The following is a 22016-nucleotide window of genomic DNA, read 5'->3' on the forward strand; positions in this document are numbered from 1 at the left end:
AGTCACAGGGTTGGCTTATTGGCTAAATAATGGATACTTTGATTCTTTTGCCATACAGGATAAAGCTGCAATAAAAACAAAAGAATGGGGAACTGGTGGAGAAGGTAATGAAAATGGTACACTAGTGTCCGCAAAAATAGGGTTGCTATCTTTTAGCGAAAAAAATCGGTATATTGACCAGTTGAAAATATTGTCTCCCCCAACAAGTGAAATGTGGATGCGGACATACCACGGGGATGCCAGTAAAGTTTACACGGTTTTACCGACTGGAGGAGCGTATCTTGCACATGCAACTAATGATAAAAAAGCAGTGCATCCAACTCTTTATATTGATCCAGAAATTAGTATAAAAAATGGTGCGATTGTTCATAACAACGCACCAATAGCATCAATTACATCACCAAGCAACAACCAAATGCTTTATGAAAACGATACTTTAAATATCACTGGCGATTCCTACGATCCTGACAAAGATCAATCCGTAACAGTGTTTTATCAGATTAATAGTGAGCAACGAAAAGTCTTAGCGATCAATGCTAGTCTGACTCAAATTACATTATCAAAGCAGCTCACATTTAAAAACGGAAAAATTTACGATGGTGAAGTAGCTCTTACTGGTACACTGGCCGAAGGTGTAGCTCATACGTTGAAAGTTTGGGCAGTTGATAGTGAGAATGGCCAGTCTGCTACTATTGAACGTACATTTTACGTTGTACCTAACCGAGCACCATTACTTTCAGTAGATGCTATTATACCTTCAGGAGTTGTTGACGCTGATAAATTTAAGATCAGCGGTACGTCGTCTGATCCAGACGCAAACTCAAATGTTAAAGTAACAAGAAAAATCAATGGTGGAAATCCTGTTGAAATCTATAACGGACCAGGCGGTGCATGGGAGTTTGATGTATCGCTTGCTGAACTTGTAGTAGGTGAAAATACCATCGTTATTGAGGTAATAGACAACTATGGTGCTAAGACGAGCAAAACAATAAAAATAAAGAAGAATGAAGTGAAAACGCCTATTTTGCATGCTGTGGGGAGGTATAAAATTAAACCTCCTGCTGGATCTGCAAAGGGCGTTTTATTGTTCATCGAACGGGATGAAGAAATGGATCTTAAAGTTGAGTTATCCATGACATTAGCTGGTGAGCAAGAGCAGTATGAAACGCTAACAGCTGATAACACGGCTCCTATGCCTAATACGAATAGCATTGTGGAAGATACCTATTATTATGAGGCCACAGAGCCGAAAGACAATATCATTTTAAAACTGTCTACAACACGGCCAGATGCAACAGTAAATCATAAAATTCACTTAATATCGGGGGCGGTTGAGTAATGGCTTTAGAATATAAACAACGTGAATCTGATGGTTCTATGGGTCAGCCTGTAAAGGTTGGGACTGGATTGAGCATAGATGAACAAGTATCGTCACTTGGTGAGCAGTTGGCCCAGGAGAAGATTAAGGGTATCCAAAAGGATCTTCTTATAAATAGTCTCGGACAAACAGTTACGCAGTTAAAGCTAGAAGTAATGACATTGAGAGGGGGTGTTTCATGATGCAATTTTGGCAAATCGCTTTTATGTATAAATGGGTAACTGCAGCACAATTAAGATTAGCAGTTAAAACAGATGCAAATCCTTTTGGTGAAATCACACCAAAACAGTACAAAGAAATTACAGGACAAGATTTCGAGACGCAAGCAGAGGCTTAGCGTTATTTTTATTGTCATTTTTAGAAGGAGATCCTTTCCTTTCGTCGAATTAAAAGTATGTTAAAGATATAGATTTTAGGAGGATAAAATGAATACTATTGAGAATCAAGATTTGCCAGTTGCTGGTCAATTAAAACAAGTAATTACTGAAGTTGTATATCAAAATCAACTATTAGGAAGAAAGCCTATAGCTACAGATGCCCTGTATCAAAAAGTTAAGGAGTTTTTGAATCTAAGTGATGAGCAAATGGACCAACAATATCCATATGGTGGAGGTAAGGTTGCTGACAAAATACGTGCTGCGTACCATCAGTTAAAAATAGATGGAGTTATGAATGGTTCTAAGCATGGAGTACTTGAATTTACTGACTCTGCCTTTAAGAAATATGACGAGTTAAAAAAACTTGCAAACAAAAATAATTAATTAAACATAGGCCTTCCACAATCATCTGTGGAGGGCTTTTATATTGGGAAAAAGGGAAGTGTTCAGATGGAAAAATGGATTGCTGTAGTAAGTGGAACAATCGGCACAATCGTTTCATATTCAGTGGATGGTCTAGGAATGGCCGTTACCGTTCTGATAGGCTTTATGGCCATTGATTACCTAACAGGTATTATGAGTGGAGTCGTTAACCAAAACTTAAACAGTCGTATAGGCTTTAACGGCATCATACGAAAGATTTATTATTTAATGCTGGTCGGCTCAGTTTACTTATTGTCCGTTGTAATTCCTGGAATTGAGTACGCAGGGGATGGGGCAGCCATTGCATTTTGCGTCCTTGAATTCATTTCAATCACGGAAAACGGTACTAAAATGGGCTTACCAATGCCTGACTTTGTAAAAAATATTTTAGCAATCGTGAAGGATAAAACAGGAGAGGGTGAGGTTAAATGAGTACAAGTGTAACAACCACATGCCGAGATTTAAGCGAATTAACAGCAGCAGCACAAACAGCATGCCGATTACTCTTTCAAGAATGCTACAAGGCAGGCATAGACTTTGTTTTCATCACAGAGACATACCGTAGCCAAGCACGTCAAAACTACTTGTATGAGCAAGGTCGAACAAGACCTGGACAAGTAGTTACATGGACGCGTAATAGTAACCATACATCACGTAGAGCATGGGATATTGCCGTGGCACCACCAAGAAATTTATATGATATTTCTACTTTATCAAAGGTAGGGGCCATTGCTAAAAAACTAGGTATTGAATGGGGCGGTTACTGGCAGGCAGGAAATTATGATGCTCCACACTTTGAGATTCCTTCAAATTGGACTATGCCAAAAGAGTACAAGCTAGAAGGACAAGTAATCGTACCATCTAATAGCAAATTAAAAGTACAACTATTTGTTGAAGATAAACCAAAAGAAAAGGATGATGATGTTATGAAATTTACAAATCCAACAACTGAAAATGCAGTACGTGATTATATTAAACAATCAGTTGATAAAAAACTGGTCGATAAGTCATGGCTGGAGAAATTCGATAATGGCACTATGACAAGTGGTGATTTTGAAGGATTGAAGATTATCATTTCACAACGTAGTGCTTAACAGCAATGACCAGACGCTCATGTGAGTACCTGGTCATTTTTTATTTACCTACTCATTCGCAAACGCATTTGACATAAGTCATGTTCTAATTCATCCTTATAAGGCGAAGTCTCAGGATCGTAAACTTTACCACTTTTGCGTAGTCTCTCTAATCTTCGCTCTCTTGCTTCATCATACATTTCTCCGGCCTCAGGACAAAACTTCAAAAGTGCATAAAATAACATAATTATCACCTCGTTTTATAATCATTATATCCCTAACAACTGCTTTTTCTTCGCATCAAATTCATCCTGAGTGATTAATTCATCCTCTAATAGTTCCTTTAATTCGCGGATCTCGTCCGCCACATCATACATATCCTTTTCCACTTTGCCTACAGGAGCAGACGATGTTTTAGCCATTGCTTTAAGGTTCTCAATAGCAGCTTTAATTTCTAATGCAATATGCGCTGGCACATCGTCAATGATTGCCTTGTTTCCAGTGGATACGATTTCAATTGTTGAGTAAACAAGCTTATTAGAAATGTTGATACTACTAATAGATGCTAAAGGAATGCTTCTTTCATCGTTAGAAACAATGCCTTTGATTTCGTGTAAAATGATTCGGTTATCTGTTACATAAAGCTGTTTTGTACCTTTTACGGATGCACATACAGCGAGTAGAGTTTCACCTTGATCTGTGAGCCTATCATCGAACATTTGAATTTGTTTAGCCATTGCTTTCTTCTTACCAAAGCCAGCGAATTTTATTGTTTCTGCAATTGTATCCATGTCATGCACCCCTTACAGATATTTGTAATCTCATTTTATAGAAAATCCTGCCAATAGTACATATAAAAAAACAGACAACCAATTAGTTATCTGTAACTTAAAACTTGCGTCCATCCTCTAAAACGAAATGAGCCTCATATTTTGCATCTAATGCGTTTGCGATCTCCTCTAATTCATTTTCACTAAAATTATCTCTCTTTAGCTTATTAGAAATATTGGATTGGGAAGTACCTAGCTTTTCAGCCAGTTTAGCAGCTGTAACATCTCTTTCAACCATTAACAACTTAATTTTCTTTGCCATACTCATTTTTTACACCGCCTCAATAATTATTGTTACCACTATTATATCTTATAAATACACTGAAATAAAATATAAATTCACTTTTTAGTGTATTTATTATTTACATATACACTTGTATGAGATATATTATTATCAAAGAGTGTAATATTTACACTTTTAAGTGAAAGCGAGGTGAAAACGATGGCATTTGAATACTTAGCAACTTATAGAACATTTGAATCAGTAGCAGACATGGACACATCAGTTGAAGAACACATTGCGGCTCATTACTACGATTTAACTGAATCAGAACGTGCCATCGTTTTCAAACTTGCTAGTCATGCGTTGGAGCATCCAGGAGCCTGCCATTTGAAAGCTGCAACTATTGCTGCAGCATTGGAGATCAGCACAAAGACGGTTTATCGGAGCGCTAAAAAGTTAGAGGATTTAGGCATCATAGAAAAAGTACCAGGAACGAAATTAAACGGCATCAAAGGGGCTAGCATTTATCGCATTTTACCTTATGTCCCATCGAGCGTGTCCCAACGAGAAACAGCTCGGGCCATCAGTAGTGACGCGGTTTCTGAGACTTTTACAGAAAACCAATCATCTAAATCTTTTAATCATTTATCTTTTAAAACAAGCACTTTACAAGAAATATATAATAATGCTCACGCTGAAAAAGAGGCTCATAAGGAATACATGAACGAGTACCAAGTGATGCTATTTGATTTCATGAATAGCTTGCCATTAGCTGATAATTTGAAAGATGAATTGCACAAGGTTGTAATGGCTTCACAAGTAAATTCTGTGGATGAATTTATAAAAGCTAAGAATGTGCTATTTAAAATTGCTATGGACATTAAAGAGGGTATTCTGACGGTTACAAGTACATTAAGAGCCGTGTTTGTAGGGGCGTTTAATAAGGCTGTAGAGCGTTCAAGCATGAAGTTTAGTAAATCATCATCTATAGAAGAAACTCCTGATAAAGAACGTCCTGTGCCTTTCTATAATTGGCTAGAGGATAGAGATAGTCGTTCACAATCAATGGTGCATAATGAACCATCATTAGATAATTGGTTGGAATGGTAAATGAAAAGACCACCCATAATTGAGTGGTCTGCGCTATTATTTATCATTAATTATCGTGAATTTTAACACCAATTTAACACCAAGTGAGGTTTTTGCAATATTGTTAAAGGGTTATTGAACTTTCATAAGTAGCTCTAAACCCTTGGTACATCTAAGTTAGAGTAAAAGCCGCGTATGCCGTAGTTATTATAGAAAGTTTTAAACCACCACTCCTCAAAGTGGGTGTTCGCAGAAGTTTTCCTGCTTATCCTCATGCACCGTAGTGTGAGGCCCGTCATTCCAACTCCAATAATAAAACTCCCTTTTACAGCTTAAAGGTTAAAACTTAATATTATACGAACAATGCAGCCTTTATGGATATAATAAAGCATGATCGATAAACATGCAAGTAAGATGATAATGGCAAATTAGTCAATGGGCAAGTGTTCCAAATAGCGTTATAAACATCTTGCACTACCTTCAAAAAGATGCTGATGTTTCATATTTTTTTCACAAATGCGAACGAAAAATACGAACAACCTTTGCTAATTAAGGTTGACTATGTAAAGATAGGAGCATAAAGAGGATTTTCCTAGTAAAAATGTAAAAGGAGGAAGCAGAAATGGCAGCTTATCCAAATTGTCCAAAATGTCATTCAGAATATACATACGAGGATGGAGCAAACTATGTATGTCCAGAATGTGCGCATGAATGGAGCATGGACGCAACTGAACAGGAATCAGATGCACTTATTGTAAAAGATGCAAATGGTAATCTGTTAGCTGACGGCGATTCAGTTACTGTTATTAAGGATTTAAAGGTGAAGGGCAGTTCTTCCACTTTAAAAATTGGTACAAAGGTTAAAAGTATAAGACTAGTGGAAGGCGATCATAACATCGACTGTAAAATTGATGGCTTTGGTGCCATGAAATTAAAATCAGAATTTGTCAAAAAGGCCTAACAAACAAAAAAAGCACCTCAACTTTGGTAAAAAAGTTCAAGGTGCTTTTTTGTTTATTGAAAAATCCTACGTAATAGAATGGCAAAAGCTGCGCCAATTAAGGCGAAAATGGTATGTAAAAGTGCGATGTAGCCAGCTCCAATCGCAAGCGTTCCTATTTCTGTTAAAGAAAAGGTTGTAATATAGAGCTCATTATTAAGATTATTAATGATAGCCCAAACGAATACAGGCACAGAGCTTATGATAAAAACAATCCAGATGTTTTTATAGAAAAGGTAAGAAAGACAGCCGAAAAGAGCATATGAGATGACAAAGCCCTTTTGATTGCCGAGTAAGGACGAGTTAATAGCAAACATAAAGGATAATACAATAAATATGATATGAAAAAAGGATACTGTTCTTTTCATGGGTAAGTATGCGTTCTGAGTCGATGAATAGGCTACAAGCTGCTGACATTGCTGACAAGTTGTTAGATGCCGTTCGACAAATTCTATTGTTGATGGTTGAAGCAGTTGTTTTTTATAAAGAGGTATTAAATCTTCTATAATAGAGCATTCCTGTGACAATACTTTCCCTCCATTCAATCTCTCCTTATTATACGACTTTTTGTGGAAAATAAAAAAAGCCTTCCGTGAATTTTTCAATCGGAAAACTTGTACATGCACCCTATTAGTTTGATGTTAATACTTCATTTGTTAATGCTTGAATATCGATATGTGTTTTTTCCTTTACTGCATCCTTTAAAATTTCTGTGCGGAAATATTGGACGGTCGCTTCAAGCGGAATAGCCAAGAGTTTTGAAAGGGCTGATTGGTACATATAGACAAATTCTTTGTCAGTATTACCACGCTTTAATTCTGCGAAAGCCTCATAAAACTGATCGAGTTTATCCGCAAATTCAAGTAGCCGACCCTCTAAAGTATGATCCTTACCTTCTTTCATCCGTTCAAAGAAAGTAGCCTGAAATTCTTGTGGAATTTCATTGATAATAAATTTTTCCATCATCTTTTCTTCCACGTGTGCTAGCATTTGCTTTAACTCTGGGCTAGCATGTTTTACTGGTGTCTTAATGTCACCAATAAACACTTCCGCAAAGTCATGATTGATTGTCTTTTCATATAAAGACTTCCAATCAACTGTCGCACCGTGCATTTCTTCTAACGTTGCGAAAAACATGGCATATTGTGACACTTTCCAAGAATGGGCTGCCACATTGTGCTCTTCAAATTTGAAGCGACCAGGGCAACGAATAATACGCTCTAAATCATTAAGGCTTGTGAAAAATTGATGAATTCCTATAAAAATCACTCCTTTTTGTTCTATAAGTGCATGTTACTATAAACAATACCCTCTTTATACGGTTTTCAAACAATTTAACAATGATTCAAGCTATGTTTACAAAGGATTCACAATTGCTGATAAAGTCAATTCAGCTTGAATGCTATAATGAAGGGGACTGATGAAAAGGGGAGTACAGAGCATGTTTTCCATTTATACACTTCTTCTTTATATACATATTTTAAGTGCTATTCTTTCGATTGGGCCTTTGTTCGTTGTGCTAACCATTGTAAAAAAAATGCACACAGCTTCAATGGATGACATGCCACCATATATAGAAGCCTTTAAGGGGGCCATTACGCTCGTCAAACATTCAGGGCATGTACTAGTAGCTTCGGGTATTTTGTTAATGTGGCATGCGGGCTATCAATGGAATACCTCATGGATTGTATTAACTTTCCTCGTGATGTTTGCATCAATCGTATTTCTCGCAAGAGCGTTTAAACCGACGTTGCGTACTTTTAATACACCAGCATTTAATCAGCAACAATTTGTTTCACTTTTGCATCGTAAAACATGGATGTATATAGTATTATTGCTTATTATGCTATGGCTGATGGTAGCAAAGCCCGTTCTTTGGTAAAAAAGATAATGTCATCCGCAGAAAAAGGCTTTTTCACAAGGCGAGAGATTGGTTCCGCCAGTGTCCTTTCCAGAGGGCGTCCAATAAGCCGCTAAATCCCCTAGGAGTGACGCTGGCTCCTCTCAAAATCAACCATTCTGCAGAAGTGTCTTTTCCTTATCAGCAGTAACGATCAAATAATCCATTATTTGAATTGGGCGTTTATTTTCAATGTGGAGAAGTGATGGTTGATGACACTCCTCACTAAAATGAGTAGTTAACACCTTCACTTTATTTGGAAAACTTTGCTAAAAGGAAACATTTTCACCTTTCATATGTTTCAACACTATGAAAAAATCGCACCCCTTAAGGAGTGCGATTTTTTTAGCTTACTAAGCGTTTAAAATAACTTTTTCGAATTAATACATAGCTAATGAGGAAAAGCACAAAGAAACAACAAGAGCTAGCTATAGAAACTTGTAAAAATGCTGTAGAAACCATTGTTCGCATAGCTAAAAGTGTAATTAGCAAGAGTGTAATAGCTATGGTGAACGGTACAAAAATAAGAATTGCCAATTCTTTAGTGATAATGGTAGCTAATTCATTTCTAGAAAGTCCTAGCTTACGGATACCAATATACTTTTCCTTCTCTTGTTGTAAAGTTGTTTGTAAATAGAAGTACAATATACTCATGGCTGCACTTAAGAAAATGAGACTTAGCATGGAGCCGATAAAGAACATCACGCTCTTAACAAACATCTCTGTGTTATATAAATCAATTTTGGATGTTACATAACGTTCTCCAGGTAAAGAGGGTAAGTTACTTGTAATAGCTTTTGCCAAATCTGTATGGGCTGTCCAATCTTCCAGTTCATAAATATATGTTTTATAAACAGGGTAGTCAATAGTTTTGTAAATGTCATCAGGTACAATGAAATAACTTTGCTGGAAGCCAGTAGATAGCAGATTTTGCTCATGGGTGCTGGCTAGTTTGAAAGACTTTATATACAAATCGCTGGCATTATTTGTTGTAGGTGCTACATCACGACTGCCAGCGACGGCAATAAATTCATCTTTACTTAGCTTGTTGTCCTGATGCTGGATCAGGTTATAATCCGATAAAGACATATAGCCAATGCGTTGATCTTCATTTGATTTAAATTCAATAAAATACTTGTGAGCTTGAACCGTTGATAAAGTATTTTCAAGATAATCAAGATCAGTCTTTACCATATTGTCATCAGCTTTTGGATCAGCAATATATTGAAAGCTATATGGATAATTTTCTTCACTAGCCTTTTTTACATTGTAATAAGAGCTAAATAAAATACTTGTACATAGAAAGACACCGCTTAATAGGATAGTAATTAGAAACAGCATATTTGCATGTGATTTCATTTTTGCATTTAAATTGGATGCCAAAAGCATATTGGTTTTTTGAAGATAGGCAGGAGACTTTTCATATATTTTCAAAAACAAACGAAATCCTTGTGTAATAACTAAATAAATCGTACTAAGAATGCTAATAAAAAATAACAGATAATAAAGAACACTTAAAGTGTCTACAATGGAATGCTCGATTTTTAGTAAGTAAGATAAAGTGGCTGATATCAAAATACTTAGTATTAATAAGACATAATGAGGCTTAATAGATTTCTCGATAACTGTATCACTTTTTAAGAGTTGGATAGACGCTTCTTTATTAATGAACCTCGTAACGACTGTAGATATCACAACAAATAAAATCAGAAATAATCCTATGGTTATGCTGATTGCTTGAAGAGGTAGGTACATGCCAAATGTTTCTGCCTCTAAAATAACTCTTGCACCCATTAAGAAAAGAGGTGTAATAACAAGTCCGAGAACGATAGCTGCCAGAATAGCTAAAACGCCAATCAACAGATTTTCTCGGAAGACCAGCTTACGAATTTGCTTCATGGAAGCCCCAGTAATCATAAATATTCCTAAGGTCTTGGTCTTTTTACGTAAAAATGCTGTGATTGAATAGGTAATGTAGATAAAAGAGAATAAATAAACGAGCATACTAGCTAACATTAAAGAAATTCCAAGTGTAGAGTCTGGATCTAGGCTTTTCAGATTTGGATGAAAGACGATAACAGAAAAGAGAAAGAAAATTATAATAGAAAACATACTACTCAAGAAGTAAGAAACATACGTCCATTTGTCACGTAAGATATTTTGGATCACAATATGATTAAAGCTCATGCTGTCCACCACCTAGAAAAGCAAGCGTGTCCATAATTTCCTGATAAAATTGCTTGCGGTTGTTGCCTCGATGTATTTCGTTATATAATTTCCCATCTTTAATAAAAATAATGCGATTGGCAAAGCTTGCTACATAAGGATCATGTGTCACCATGAGAATAGCTGTATTAAGCTTTTGATTAATCGAGGAAAATAAGTTCATGACATCATTGACAGCCTTGGAATCCAAGTTTCCTGTAGGCTCGTCTGCTAACAATAAACTTGGCGCATGAATAACGGCACGAGCGATGGCTACTCGTTGTTTTTGTCCTCCTGAAATTTCATAAATACGTTTAGGCAACAGTTCCTCGATACCAAGAAATTGAGCGACATCCTTTAAACGCTGAAGCATTTTTGAAGCAGGTATGCTATCTAATGTTAATGGCAATAAAATATTTTCTTTCACTGTTAATGTATGCACAAGATTAAAATCCTGAAATACAAAGCCTAGTTCAGAGCGTCTAAATTTGGCGAGCTCCTCATCATTTAATGCGTAAGGATTATGATTGTTTATGAGGATATCGCCAGCGGTAGGACGATCAATCGTGGATACACTATTTAAAAATGTTGTTTTCCCACTACCTGAAGGTCCCATGACAGCTACAAATTCCTGTTGCTGTAGCTGAAAATCGATACCGTTTAACGCTTTATAGGTGATCTCACCGATGTATTCCTTGTGCAAATTGGTTACTTGTAGTATTGCGTTACCCAAATTAAAACAACTCCTTTATGCTCATTAGATAACTTTAGTATAGAAAAGGAGCGGCACATAACCTATTTCTCTTGATGACGTGAAGATGACAACTTTGTCATCTTCATTTTTTAAGACTGTTTGAAAAATTAATGGAAAAAGTAGTGACATGCTCAGAAGATTGTAAAGTGAAGGGGTGCTCTAGTGTAGTTAAAATCTTTTTCACTAAATATAAGCCTATACCTGTTGCTTCACCACTCGTTCGCCCCTTCAAACCTGTATAAAATAAATCAAAGACTCGTGCTATTTCATTAGAAGGGATCGTCTCACCAAGATTTTTTATGTGCAAAGCCGTGTTGTCATAATGGATATGAATGGTGCTTGCCATTTCACTATATTTAATGGCGTTATTTAATACTTGATAAAGTACAATTTTTAACCACTTTCGATCTGAATAAATGATTTGGTCTTCAGCGAACGTCAGCTTTGGAAAAACTTCTCTTATGATAAAGAAATCCTTCAAATCATTGATGACTTCTTGCACGAGTCCTTTTAAAATAATAGGTTCAATTTTTAAATCAGCTACTAAATGAGATGTGCGCTCATACGTTAATAACTGATTGAGGGTAAATGTCAATTTATTGCACTCTTTATTGATGGTATACCATTGCTGCAATTCATCAGTGGTCTTGTTGGGTGTAGCTTGAACGATTAATTGAATAACAGATAAAGGTGTCTTCATTTGATGTGCAAAATGTGATAGAACTAGTTGCTTCTCATGTGCTTGTTCTTCCAATCTTTGCTGTTGGGTTAAAAATAAATACTGTATTTGCCTTAGTTTTTCACTATAGTATTGCTCAATAGCTGCATGTGGTTCAAATAAATGAAGATCATCCTGCGTTTTGATATTTTTTTGTAAATGATGATAAAACTTTCTTCTTCGATAATAACGACCAAGTAGCCACAGAATAAATAGAAAGCTGACAAGAAAAATAAAGTAGGCATAGTGTGAGGATAGGTCATCTAATACATGAATTATCCAAGGTAATAGGAGGAAGCTTATGCAATAGAGAATAATGATACTAAGATGATCTCGAAAGAATAGCTTCATTCACTTTCCTCCACCAATTGATATCCAAGACCACGGATCGTTTTAATCTCAAGTTTAGAGTGTACGGCTTCCAATTTTCTACGTAATCGACCAATATTCACAGACAAAGTATTTTCCTCAACAAAGGTTTCATCATCCCAAATAGCACTTAAAAGCTTTTGACGCGGCACTACATTAGGGTAAGCTTCGAATAATAACTTACTAAGCTGCATTTCTTTTAGCGTTAACAGGCTCTCTTTGGCTTTTGTTTGAAGACGAACTGTATCTGGATTTAATGTAGTATTGGCTATAGTTATGGTTGTTGTCTCGGCTAAAGCATATTCACCATAGGTACGCCGAAGTAGTCCATTTACTTTTGCCATGAGGACATCCAATGAAAAGGGCTTTGTGATAAAATCATCGGCACCATTTTCAATTCCATATACTTGATCAATATCATTTACTCTGGCAGAGACAATGATGATGGGACATGTTGAGAGTTGACGGATTTTCCGTGACCAAAAATAGCCATCGTAAGTCGGGAGATTGATATCCATAATGACCAGGTGTGGTTGTATAGTATTAAATTCTTCAATAATGTGTGGAAATTGTTGTACAGTAAAGCATTCAAACTGATATTTAGCTAAATGCTCGACAATCAGTGAAGCTATATTTGCATCGTCTTCTATTATGTATATTTTGTACATACCTATCGATCCTTCCTTTATTCTATATGTATACTGTACCCTCATTTCGAAAAATCTATATGTAATTGGAAACTTGAGAAAAGAGTCACTACAAAAATGGCGTTGTAATGACTCCGGTTTTTAATCTTTAGGTATATGGAAAGTAACATTTGTACCTTGGTTTATAGTACTTTGAATTTGTAATTGTTGGCCATAAATTCTTTTAAGTCGTAGATTTGTATTTCTTATCCCTATACCAGAGCTTGTCCCTTTGTAATCTTCTTGCAATTCCTTTAATAGAGTGGGGCTAATTCCCACACCATCATCTATTACGCTAATGGATACATAAGTTGTGAAATCTTTAATAAGAATACAAACAGTACCGCCTTCTTCTTTCTTTAATATACCGTGCCGAATGGCATTTTCAACTAACGTTTGTAAAGAAATTGGAGGAATTTCAATTTGTATCGTTTCATCAATATCCCATTCAATCTGAATTAATTCTCCAAATCGCTGCTGTTTAATGTAAAGATACGAACGAACTAAATCGAGCTCATGCTGTAGTGGTACTACTCTTTGAAGATTTCTGACATCGAAGCTGGCATGTAAATATTCACCAAAGTAATGCATTAAATCGATCATTCTATCTGTATCAATAGTACTAAGTGAGGCAATGGTATTAAGTGTATTAAATAAGAAGTGTGGTTGGATTTGAGATTGCAGCCAAGCACTTTCTAAATGTAGACGTTGTTGAATACTATATTTTAAATCAATTAAAGCTCGACTTCTTACTTTTAGCTCTAATGCATTAATAGGTTTTGTTACATAATCATTAGCACCATAGGCAAAGCCTGTATAAACATCTTCAGGGTGCTTTCTTATCGTCAATAATAAGATAGGTAATTCCAGCAATGAGTATTGTTTTCGTATTTTTTGAATTACAGCATAGCCTGAAATATACGGAAGCATTGCATCAACAATTACTAAATCCCATGATTCTTGCTGAATCAGAGCTAGAGCTTTCTCACTGGTTGTAACAGTAGTAATTTCGTATTCAGAGATCGAAAATATACTTTTCATCGTTGCTAAATTCATAGGGTCATCATCAATCATTAAGATCCTGAAATGCTTATCTGACACCATGGATAACTCTTGTTCATTTGTGGATAGCTGAGTTTTAGCTTGTGCATTAAAGGTTGCGTATTCCTTATTTTGTCTACCTTCATCTGCAAGAGGTAATGTAAAATAAACATTCGATCCTTTGTTAGGAATAGATTGTATATTTAATGTACCTCCATGTAATTCAATCAGTTTTTTTGAAATAAGTAGGCCAATACCAATGCCTTCATCATATTCTTGGCCCTGTTCATAGGGCGAATACAAAAGACTTTGTACAAAATTGTCCATGCCTTGTCCAGTATCACGAATGTGGATAATAGCCATATGCTGTTCTTCACGAGCAATAATTTCTATAGAGCCTTCACCTGTATACTTTAGGGCATTATGCAAAATGTTAAATAGGATTTGAATAAGGCGATTTTCGTCGGCTAATACATTTGGGAAACTTGGAGGTACTAAAGATACCATATGTATTTGTTTACCATTTGCAATAAAGCGGAGGATATCGAAAACTCCATAAACAGCACCTTGAAGATTTACACTTTGTGTATGGAGATGTAAATCTCCTTCTTTTAAACGAGTAAAATCCAGTATGTTGTTTAACGTAAAGGACATACTTCTACCTATATCGATAAGGTGTTTAAGATTTTTTTCATCTTCAGTAACAAGTTTGTTATGTGGGTTGTCATAAATGGATTGACCTAGGGTAATCATCCTATTCATTGGACTCCAAAGTTTTTCTGCATTACTTGTAAGGAATTCATCTTTTAAAGCATCCTCGTGTTGTAGTTTAGTCACTAATTTTTGAATTTGCTGAGAGTTCTCATGAAAACGTTTGAACCAATAGCTAGAAAAACCAAGCATGATAAATAAATAATCGAATGGATAAACAGGAATATCGAATACGTAAACAGATTTAATGAAACCCCATATAATACCATTTGTGGTGCCGATAGCTGTTAGTGCAATAAAAGCAGAGCTCCTTTTTTGGTTTTCTAAATACTCTCTAAGAGCCAGTACCACTACGTAAAGAAAGGATACTAGATAAAGTACGAAGAAAATATTCTTCGTAGGTATCAGCCATGTCATTGGTAAAACAATCGTGAGTATTGCATTTAAAACATAACAAGCAAAAATCCATTGAAAGGTTTTAGTGTTGTGATATTTGACTAAGAGGACTCTCATAAACTGAACAAAGAAAAAGGAGGCTCCTAGAAAAATAATAGAAGAAAGCTTATAGGACCATACATAATTCAGATGCAACCAATCTAGTAGGGAGCGATCAAACGTAATTAATTCATCTGCTAAAGGCAAAAGAAAGCCAAATGTGAAAAGTAAAACAATAGATTTTCGATAGATGAACAAATATACAAGTATGCTAAAAAGAGAGAATATGATTAGCATAACTACAATAGTTGAAAGAGATAGCCCTACAATTAATTGATGATGCGTCATCGCTGACGCAGTGCCAAATAAAATCCTTTTATTAATAATAGGACTTGTGAGTGTATCAAAATTAGATACATGAAGTATGAGATTAATTTCAGACTGTGTATTAGTAAAATAAACAGTATAAGGTGCAGCTTGACCTTCATGGTCTTCTGCATTATCTGCTACTTTGCCTGATTTTCCTACTAGCTTTCCATTTATATATAAGGTTGATGCAGTTGAAATAGCAGGTATACGAATGGCATATCGATCATTATCTAAAGTGTTTGGTAGCAGAATTTTTAACTGATAAGTGCCATAGGGTTGAGTCGTTGGCTCATTTTTTAACGCAGGAATATTTTGGGTATTATAGGTATTGCTATGACTCTCTTTGTTACCCCCCTTATTTTCAAAATTCACAAATTGTCCAGGATAATAGATCCATCCTCCATCCAAGGAAATAACTTCTTTTTCCGATGTAGCCAAATTGTTTATGTGGACCACACCATCTTTGGCACTAGGTTGATGTGTAGAGGGGAGGAAATAGTTTAACCATAATAACCTTAGAAAAGTAAGGACTATAAAAATGGCAATTATAATAAGTAGATGTTGGGTAGAAGCTTTTCTCAACACAGCAATTTTTCCCTCCTAATGAATCTCTATCTACCATGCCACGAAATTGGAAAAAAGGAAATATAATGGATAATAAAAGAATGATTTAAGCCTATAAGAATAGACCAATTTGGAGTTAGTAGTACTATCGATTTTTTCCTTTTAAATTGAAGGAGGAAAAAATTATTAGTGTTTAAGTTTTCTTTAAGAGGTTTGACGTATGATGATTGAATAAGTATATCAAAATTTAAACATAGATAAGATTAACGAAAAAACATCTCAATGGGAGAAATGATCTATTGTGGGTAAATTCAAGTTAAAGTTATCGTTTCTTATTATTAGTATGACAACTATTGTTGTCCTCATGACATCTAGTATTAGTATTTGGAGTAGCTATCGTAATTTCAATGAAATTTTGAAGGAACATAAAACAAATATACAAGAAACTTATGTAATGGAAGTCTCGACAATTACGGAAAGCTATTTACAAGATGCTAAGACAGATGACCATTCATTAAAGCTGTATACGCAACAAATGGTTGATACTTTACTTGATGAAAGAATAGTGTCCTTCAATTTGTTTTTTAAAAAAGTCCTAGGCCCAATCATAATAGTTATAGCGACTATAATGGGATTTGCTATTTGGTTTGCTATTAAAATTACACAGCCTCTCAAAGAGCTATCGAAAAGAATTGAAGTAGATGAAGGAGCACAAGGGATTGAGGAAATTGCTGATTGGTATGATGAGGTGAAATTATTAAAAAAGAATATTCAAAATATGATGATCTGTTCGGAAAGTAAAATCCATGACTTAACAGAGCAGTTGAACTTAGATTCATTAACAGGGATTCTTAATCGCAGAAGAATGGATCAAATTTTACACAAATTAATTATTGATAAGGTTCCTCATGCCATTATCTTAATAGATCTAGATGATTTTAAAAGTATAAATGATACATATGGTCATACTGTAGGAGATGAAGTTTTAAAAGCCTTTGCGATTACTATGCAGAGCAGAGTTGGGGAACAGGGGTTATGCTTTAGATTTGGCGGCGAAGAATTTATGGTCATCTTACCTTCGATGAATATAGAGGATGCAGTCCAATTAGCGGAAAGTCTCCGAATTAAACAAGCTTTACAAGAAACTGTGTGTGGAAGACCTGTGACAATGTCTGCTGGAATTACGGCTTTTACACCAAATGTCCAAAGTCCCAATCAATTGATAGAAATTGCAGATCATGCTTTGTATAAGGCTAAAAAATCTGGAAGAAACTGTTTATGTGTTGTAAGTAATATGAGACAAATGATTGTTAAATAATTAAACTATATAAGCATGCTAGCACTGGACGCTAGCATGTTTTTTCATGTCCTTAGGGGTAAACGCTTGTTTCATGCTCTTTTTCATGTGCATGTAAGACGTTTTGAAAAAGTTCTGTGGTTTCCTGAGATGGTGACACATTTAATTCTGTTAATAGAAGGCTATTAAAAGAATGGTATATTTTTATAGCTTCTGCACGATTTCCAATTTCAGTATAATGTTGGATTAATTGTTGCACGATTTTGTCGGAATACGGATTAAACTCTAAAGCAAATAACAATGAACGCTCTCTGTTTTTAAGGTTCTTATTTTTAGAGTAATAAAGTATCAATTCATCAAGTAGTTGACTAAATTGTTTATTCATCAAATTTGCTTTACTAGTAGTCCATGCATAGTCCATTGTTGCCATAAATTCATCATGGTAATTTTGGATGAGTTCCTCAGCTTTTTCAATATTTAATCGTCCTGTTTCAGCTTTGGTATTTAAGATATCCTCCAAATCAAAGGCATCACATTGAAAATCGTTTAGTTTCAAAATATAGCAGCCATTTGCATATTCAATGACATCCGTGTAGCCATAAAATGAAAGTGTTGTACGTAAGTAGGAGACAGTAGTATGCAATTGTACTCTGGCTTTTTTTACATCCGTATCACTCCAAAGTGAATCTAAAATGTTATCACGAGGTACGGGCATATGAAGCTGTAAAAATAGAAAGGCAAACAATTCTTTGCTTTTAATTGTTCTCCAATGAATTACTTTATCATCAAAAGAAACGACAAACTCTCCAAAGCATCTGATTTGAAGCATAGGCTTTTGATGCGTTCGAGTTTTCTCCGATGATAGATTTTTTTGGAATAGCTTTTGTATTCTGTTAATGGTTATCTCTAAACGAGATTTTGAAACTGGCTTTAATAAATAATCAAGTGATTGTACATCAAATGCCTGAACAGCATAGTCTCGATAGGCAGTTACAAAAATGATACAGATATTTTTATCCCATGTTTTTAACAGTTGTGCTACTTCTAATCCGCTCATACCTGGCATTTCAACGTCTAAAAATGCTACTTGAAAGTCTAAGGTAGGTCCTTCTTTCAATACATCCTTTGCAGTAGTAAAAGTTCGAATGACCTCTATGTTATCAAATTCATTTAAATGTTTTTTCATACTAACCAGAGCTAATGGCTCATCGTCCACGATAATTACCCGAATCACATAAGGAACCTCCTTTCGATAAATATGGCTGTATGATCAGATTGAGATATCTATTATGGATCCTTTATATGGGTGAGTAGGAGCTGTTCGTTGCTGAGGTAGTTCATTCAGTAATTCAATTGCAGTAGTTGTGTTTAAATTAAGAGCATTTTGCATGACACTCATCTGTACTGTTTGTTGGAGTTCCATCAGCTGGGATGACATAAGTGAATTAACTTCCATTTTTATTCCCTCCTTTTCTTTTTTTTATCGGCTAAATATAGCAAATATCTAATATAAAAAAGTCCTAAACAGACCTACTAAATTATAGTTTATAAGCAATAAATTGATTAAATTACTAAAAAATTAATTGAAATTGTATATTTTTCCGTTTTTATAGTAATAATTCCTAATATCAGGCAGCTAGTCCTGAGTTATTAATTTGCAAACTTATGGTTGCTTACATAATAGAGCTTTTAACTCTAGTGTGCTAGCAACAGATTTGCAACAAATAATAAAATGATGGAGGTATTACTAAACATGAAGAAAAGAGCATTAGCTTTAGCGGTAGTATTGACATTTGGTGTGAGTCTCTATGCTAGTCCTTCCTTTGCTAAGGACAAATCGCCAGGCAATATACTATGGGCACTCCCGCAAATTTATAATTTAACAGTAGGTGAGTTCCAGCAATTAAATGAAAAGGATTCATTATGGTTTTACCCAGAGCAAGACTTAGTGAAAGACACGTCAAAAGCAGAAGAACCATTGGGGGATGAATATGTCATCAAAGGTGGGGATACTTTATTTTCAATAGCTCGTATTAATAATGTAACTGTAGATGATTTGAAGAAATGGAATCACCTTGCGTCAGATTTGATTTTAGCTGGTGAATCGATAGCTATTAAAGCTTCAGCTGCAAAACCAAAACCAAAAACTTCCGAGGGGATTGCAACAGCTACTAAGCCTGCTGCACCAGCCAAAACAAAACCAGCAAGTGCTCCAGCAACTGTCTCAGGTAAAACATTAACAATGCGTGCTACTGCCTATACAGCCTATTGTGAAGGCTGTTCAGGAATTACAGCAAATGGAACAGATATAAGGTCTAATCCTAATTTAAAGGTAATCGCTGTAGATCCACGGGTTATTCCACTCGGTACGAAGGTTTGGGTGGAAGGTTATGGCGAAGCAATTGCTGCTGATACAGGGGGAGCTATTAAAGGAAATAAAATCGATGTATTTATTCCTACTGAAGGACAAGCACTTCAGTGGGGTGTCAAAACAGTAACGGTAAAAATCTTAAATTAATTATGGAAGGGGTTTCTCGACCTTTGAGAAATCCCTTTTATTTTGGTTGAGTTTCCTATTCAAGCTCAAATGAAATAGGAGCCATTATAGAATCGTAAATGATTAATTGTGCATAAGTACTGAAGAAATTGGAAATCATCAGAAAGAGAGGAGGTATTTTTATGAAAAAAATAAGCTTAATGAGTCTTTCTTTACTAATTTTTGTTGCGGGTTGCAGTTTTTTTGATAAGAAAGAGGAGAAAGTAGCTGTCAATGCATCTACCCCTTTAACAGCTACTGCAAAAGTAATTGGTGCAAATAATGAAAGCTATGGCAATGCATATCTTCAAGAGGAAGATAATGGGGTTATGATGACGCTCGCATTAACAGGCTTACCACCAGGCACACATGGTATCCATATTCATGAAGTAGGCAAGTGTGAACCACCTAAATTTGAATCAGCTGGTGCCCACTTTAATCCAACAAACAAGGAACATGGTAAATTAAATCCTAATGGTTATCATTTAGGGGACTTACCAAATTTGGAAATTGGTGAAGATGGCAATGTGGATCTTAATTTTTTAGCTGAGGGGTTAACTTTACAAAAAGATCAACCAAATTCGCTATTAGATAGTGATGGAAGTGCTATTGTCATTCATGAATCAGCGGATGATTATAAAACAGATCCTGCTGGTAATTCAGGAGCTAGAATAGCCTGTGGAGCCATTCAATAGAATAAAATGCATGACTGTATCTGTTTATTTCAGATGCAGTTTTTTTATATTCTATTCATTATTTATACAGTTAGAATGTTTAGTTTATTTTTTTTAGAAAAGTAAATTAGGAGTTTATTTCAAATATAAAAGGGGTAATTAAATAAAGCTATAGTAATGTAAATTAATGGATTTAAAGTGGTTTTGTATAATTATAAAAGTCTGAATTTACTATAAACTAATTGACATTATTATACTAAGTTTGATAATTTTAAATAGATTCTTAAAAATAACCAAAGGGGGAAGGTTACTATGAGGAAGAAACAATTTAATTTATTAATGCTATTAAGTATCCTTGCGCTTATGATTTTAGCTGCATGTGGATCAGATAGTGGAAGTGGTTCGAAGGACACTGGAGATGACTCCGAATCAACTGAAAAACCTAAGTTTTTAAGTTTACTAACAGGTGGCACACAAGGTACTTACTATGCTCTTGGAGGTACATTCGCTGATTTAATAACTACTGATACAGGCATTAAAACAACTGCTGAAGTATCTCAGGCATCTGCTGCCAATATGACTGCTTTACAAGAAGGAAAAGGTGAAATTGCATTTGTTCAAACAGATATTGCTTATTATGCTACTGAAGGTAAGCTGATGTTTGATGGCAATAAAATTGATACAATTTCAGCTTTAGGTGCGCTTTATCCAGAAACAGTTCAACTCGTTACAACTGAAGCTTCGGGTATTAAAACGTATGCAGATTTAAAAGGTAAAAAAGTATCAGTGGGTGCTCCAGGCTCGGGTACTTACGCAAATGCTGAACAATTACTTGAAATCAATGGCTTAACGATGGATGATATCAAGGCACAAAACCTTGATTTTGGTGAATCAACAGATGGTCTTCAATCAGGTCAAATTGATGCAGCATTTATTACAGCAGGTACGCCAACAGCTGCTGTTGAAGCATTAAATGCTACAACGAAAGTGAATATTATCGGTTTAGATGCGGGTAAAGCAGATGAAATAATTGCTAAATACCCTTACTATGCAAAAGACACAGTAAAAGCTGGTACTTATGGTATTGCAAACGATGTGGAGACAATTTCAGTTCTAGCTATGCTAGCGGTGAAAAAGGATCTTCCGGAAGATGTTGTTTATTCAATGACAAAAGCTATTTATGATAACACGGGTAAAATTTCCCATCCAAAAGGGGAATTCATAAAAGCAGAAACAGGTTTAGATGGTATTAGTATTGACGTTCATCCAGGTGCACAAAAATACTTTAATGAAAAGAAATAGTGTGAATAGTGCTTGAAACTTTCTAAAAAATACGAAGGGGCTCGTTGCATAAAGCTTCGAGT

At 35.3% G+C, this 22016-nt stretch carries 24 protein-coding genes and 1 other RNA gene; 13 read left to right on the plus strand and 12 right to left on the minus strand.

The window, feature by feature from the left end:
* From EW028_RS25275 to EW028_RS09215, 6 genes are all read left to right on the plus strand, one after another.
* Positions 1-1339, plus strand: a 1339-nt coding sequence (locus EW028_RS25275; protein WP_193767352.1) for a hypothetical protein, incomplete at its 5' end; no start/stop codon positions are given.
* Positions 1339-1560 (plus strand): XkdW family protein, encoded by a 222-nt coding sequence (locus tag EW028_RS09195; RefSeq protein WP_131520658.1) that lies wholly within the window; start codon positions 1339-1341, stop codon positions 1558-1560. The genes EW028_RS25275 and EW028_RS09195, both read left to right, overlap by 1 nt.
* Positions 1557-1715: an XkdX family protein gene (locus EW028_RS09200; protein ID WP_373565030.1), complete on the plus strand. Its 159-nt coding sequence runs from the start codon at positions 1557-1559 to the stop codon at positions 1713-1715. The genes EW028_RS09195 and EW028_RS09200 overlap by 4 nt, the downstream gene beginning before the upstream one ends.
* Before the next feature lie 88 nt (positions 1716-1803).
* A complete protein-coding gene (locus EW028_RS09205; protein WP_131520659.1) occupies positions 1804-2139 on the plus strand; it encodes a hypothetical protein in 336 nt (111 codons plus the stop codon).
* A gap of 66 nt (positions 2140-2205) precedes the next feature.
* Positions 2206-2610 (plus strand): phage holin family protein, encoded by a 405-nt coding sequence (locus EW028_RS09210; RefSeq protein ID WP_131520660.1) that lies wholly within the window; start codon positions 2206-2208, stop codon positions 2608-2610.
* Positions 2607-3272 carry a M15 family metallopeptidase gene (locus EW028_RS09215; protein ID WP_131520661.1) on the plus strand — a complete coding sequence of 222 codons (666 nt, stop codon included), beginning with the start codon at positions 2607-2609 and terminating at the stop codon, positions 3270-3272. Before EW028_RS09210 ends, EW028_RS09215 begins: the two co-directional genes overlap by 4 nt.
* A gap of 248 nt (positions 3273-3520) precedes the next feature.
* Here EW028_RS09215 and EW028_RS09220 read toward each other — a convergent pair whose 3' ends face one another.
* Positions 3521-4042, minus strand: coding sequence for a PH domain-containing protein (locus EW028_RS09220; protein WP_131520841.1), 522 nt, complete (start codon positions 4040-4042; stop codon positions 3521-3523).
* A 97-nt stretch (positions 4043-4139) separates the two neighbouring features.
* On the minus strand, positions 4140-4349 hold the full coding sequence (locus tag EW028_RS09225) for a helix-turn-helix domain-containing protein (RefSeq protein ID WP_099805726.1): 210 nt from the start codon (positions 4347-4349) through the stop codon (positions 4140-4142).
* 174 nt (positions 4350-4523) lie between these two features.
* Between EW028_RS09225 and EW028_RS09230 the strand changes: the two genes are divergently transcribed.
* Entirely contained in the window at positions 4524-5414 is an 891-nt protein-coding gene (locus EW028_RS09230; protein WP_131520662.1) for a helix-turn-helix domain-containing protein, read from the plus strand.
* 161 nt (positions 5415-5575) lie between these two features.
* Here EW028_RS09230 and ssrS read toward each other — a convergent pair.
* Positions 5576-5768, minus strand: a non-coding RNA gene (gene ssrS, locus EW028_RS09235) — 6S RNA.
* Between the two features lie 247 nt (positions 5769-6015).
* On the opposite strand from ssrS, the gene EW028_RS09240 reads away from it, so the two are divergent.
* Positions 6016-6354 carry a zinc ribbon domain-containing protein YjdM gene (locus EW028_RS09240; RefSeq protein WP_048393229.1) on the plus strand — a complete coding sequence of 113 codons (339 nt, stop codon included), beginning with the start codon at positions 6016-6018 and terminating at the stop codon, positions 6352-6354.
* A 53-nt stretch (positions 6355-6407) separates the two neighbouring features.
* On the opposite strand, the gene EW028_RS09245 is transcribed toward EW028_RS09240, so the two are convergent.
* Positions 6408-6920, minus strand: coding sequence for a zf-HC2 domain-containing protein (locus EW028_RS09245; RefSeq protein ID WP_131520663.1), 513 nt, complete (start codon positions 6918-6920; stop codon positions 6408-6410).
* A gap of 103 nt (positions 6921-7023) precedes the next feature.
* The gene (locus tag EW028_RS09250) at positions 7024-7662 is read right to left on the minus strand and encodes a YfbR-like 5'-deoxynucleotidase (protein ID WP_131520664.1); all 639 of its coding nucleotides are present in this window, start codon (positions 7660-7662) and stop codon (positions 7024-7026) included.
* A 172-nt stretch (positions 7663-7834) separates the two neighbouring features.
* Here EW028_RS09250 and EW028_RS09255 point away from each other — a divergent pair, with 172 nt between their 5' ends.
* Positions 7835-8275, plus strand: coding sequence for a hypothetical protein (locus EW028_RS09255; protein ID WP_131520665.1), 441 nt, complete (start codon positions 7835-7837; stop codon positions 8273-8275).
* A 363-nt stretch (positions 8276-8638) separates the two neighbouring features.
* Here the strand turns inward: EW028_RS09255 and EW028_RS09260 are convergent, their stop codons facing one another.
* The 5 genes from EW028_RS09260 to EW028_RS09280 form a co-directional block, all read right to left on the minus strand.
* Entirely contained in the window at positions 8639-10480 is a 1842-nt protein-coding gene (locus EW028_RS09260) for an FtsX-like permease family protein (protein WP_131520666.1), read from the minus strand.
* On the minus strand, positions 10470-11231 hold the full coding sequence (locus tag EW028_RS09265; protein WP_131520667.1) for an ABC transporter ATP-binding protein: 762 nt from the start codon (positions 11229-11231) through the stop codon (positions 10470-10472). The genes EW028_RS09260 and EW028_RS09265 overlap by 11 nt, the downstream gene beginning before the upstream one ends.
* 103 nt (positions 11232-11334) lie before the next feature.
* Entirely contained in the window at positions 11335-12321 is a 987-nt protein-coding gene (locus EW028_RS09270; RefSeq protein ID WP_131520668.1) for a sensor histidine kinase, read from the minus strand.
* A complete protein-coding gene (locus EW028_RS09275; RefSeq protein ID WP_131520669.1) occupies positions 12318-13007 on the minus strand; it encodes a response regulator transcription factor in 690 nt (229 codons plus the stop codon). The genes EW028_RS09270 and EW028_RS09275 overlap by 4 nt, the downstream gene beginning before the upstream one ends.
* A gap of 120 nt (positions 13008-13127) precedes the next feature.
* Complete coding sequence (locus tag EW028_RS09280) at positions 13128-16019, minus strand: hybrid sensor histidine kinase/response regulator (protein ID WP_193767353.1); 2892 nt, start codon at positions 16017-16019, stop codon at positions 13128-13130.
* Positions 16020-16446: 427 nt separating this feature from the next.
* Between EW028_RS09280 and EW028_RS09285 the strand changes: the two genes are divergently transcribed.
* Positions 16447-17463 (plus strand): GGDEF domain-containing protein, encoded by a 1017-nt coding sequence (locus EW028_RS09285; protein ID WP_131520671.1) that lies wholly within the window; start codon positions 16447-16449, stop codon positions 17461-17463.
* A 52-nt stretch (positions 17464-17515) separates the two neighbouring features.
* Here EW028_RS09285 and EW028_RS09290 read toward each other — a convergent pair whose 3' ends face one another.
* Together EW028_RS09290 and EW028_RS09295 are read right to left on the minus strand one after the other, a co-directional pair.
* Positions 17516-18676: a response regulator gene (locus EW028_RS09290; RefSeq protein WP_131520672.1), complete on the minus strand. Its 1161-nt coding sequence runs from the start codon at positions 18674-18676 to the stop codon at positions 17516-17518.
* Between the two features lie 36 nt (positions 18677-18712).
* The gene (locus EW028_RS09295) at positions 18713-18898 is read right to left on the minus strand and encodes a putative motility protein (protein WP_131520673.1); all 186 of its coding nucleotides are present in this window, start codon (positions 18896-18898) and stop codon (positions 18713-18715) included.
* A gap of 297 nt (positions 18899-19195) precedes the next feature.
* Here EW028_RS09295 and EW028_RS09300 point away from each other — a divergent pair, with 297 nt between their 5' ends.
* From EW028_RS09300 to EW028_RS09310, 3 genes are all read left to right on the plus strand, one after another.
* Complete coding sequence (locus EW028_RS09300) at positions 19196-19960, plus strand: 3D domain-containing protein (RefSeq protein WP_048393249.1); 765 nt, start codon at positions 19196-19198, stop codon at positions 19958-19960.
* Between the two features lie 161 nt (positions 19961-20121).
* Positions 20122-20673 (plus strand): superoxide dismutase family protein, encoded by a 552-nt coding sequence (locus EW028_RS09305; protein ID WP_054549059.1) that lies wholly within the window; start codon positions 20122-20124, stop codon positions 20671-20673.
* A gap of 291 nt (positions 20674-20964) precedes the next feature.
* Positions 20965-21954 (plus strand): TAXI family TRAP transporter solute-binding subunit, encoded by a 990-nt coding sequence (locus EW028_RS09310; protein ID WP_131520674.1) that lies wholly within the window; start codon positions 20965-20967, stop codon positions 21952-21954.
* The last annotated feature ends 62 nt before the right edge of the window (positions 21955-22016 follow it).

Origin of the sequence: Lysinibacillus sp. OL1, assembly GCF_004332175.1 — a bacterium.
GTDB lineage: Bacteria > Bacillota > Bacilli > Bacillales_A > Planococcaceae > Lysinibacillus > Lysinibacillus capsici.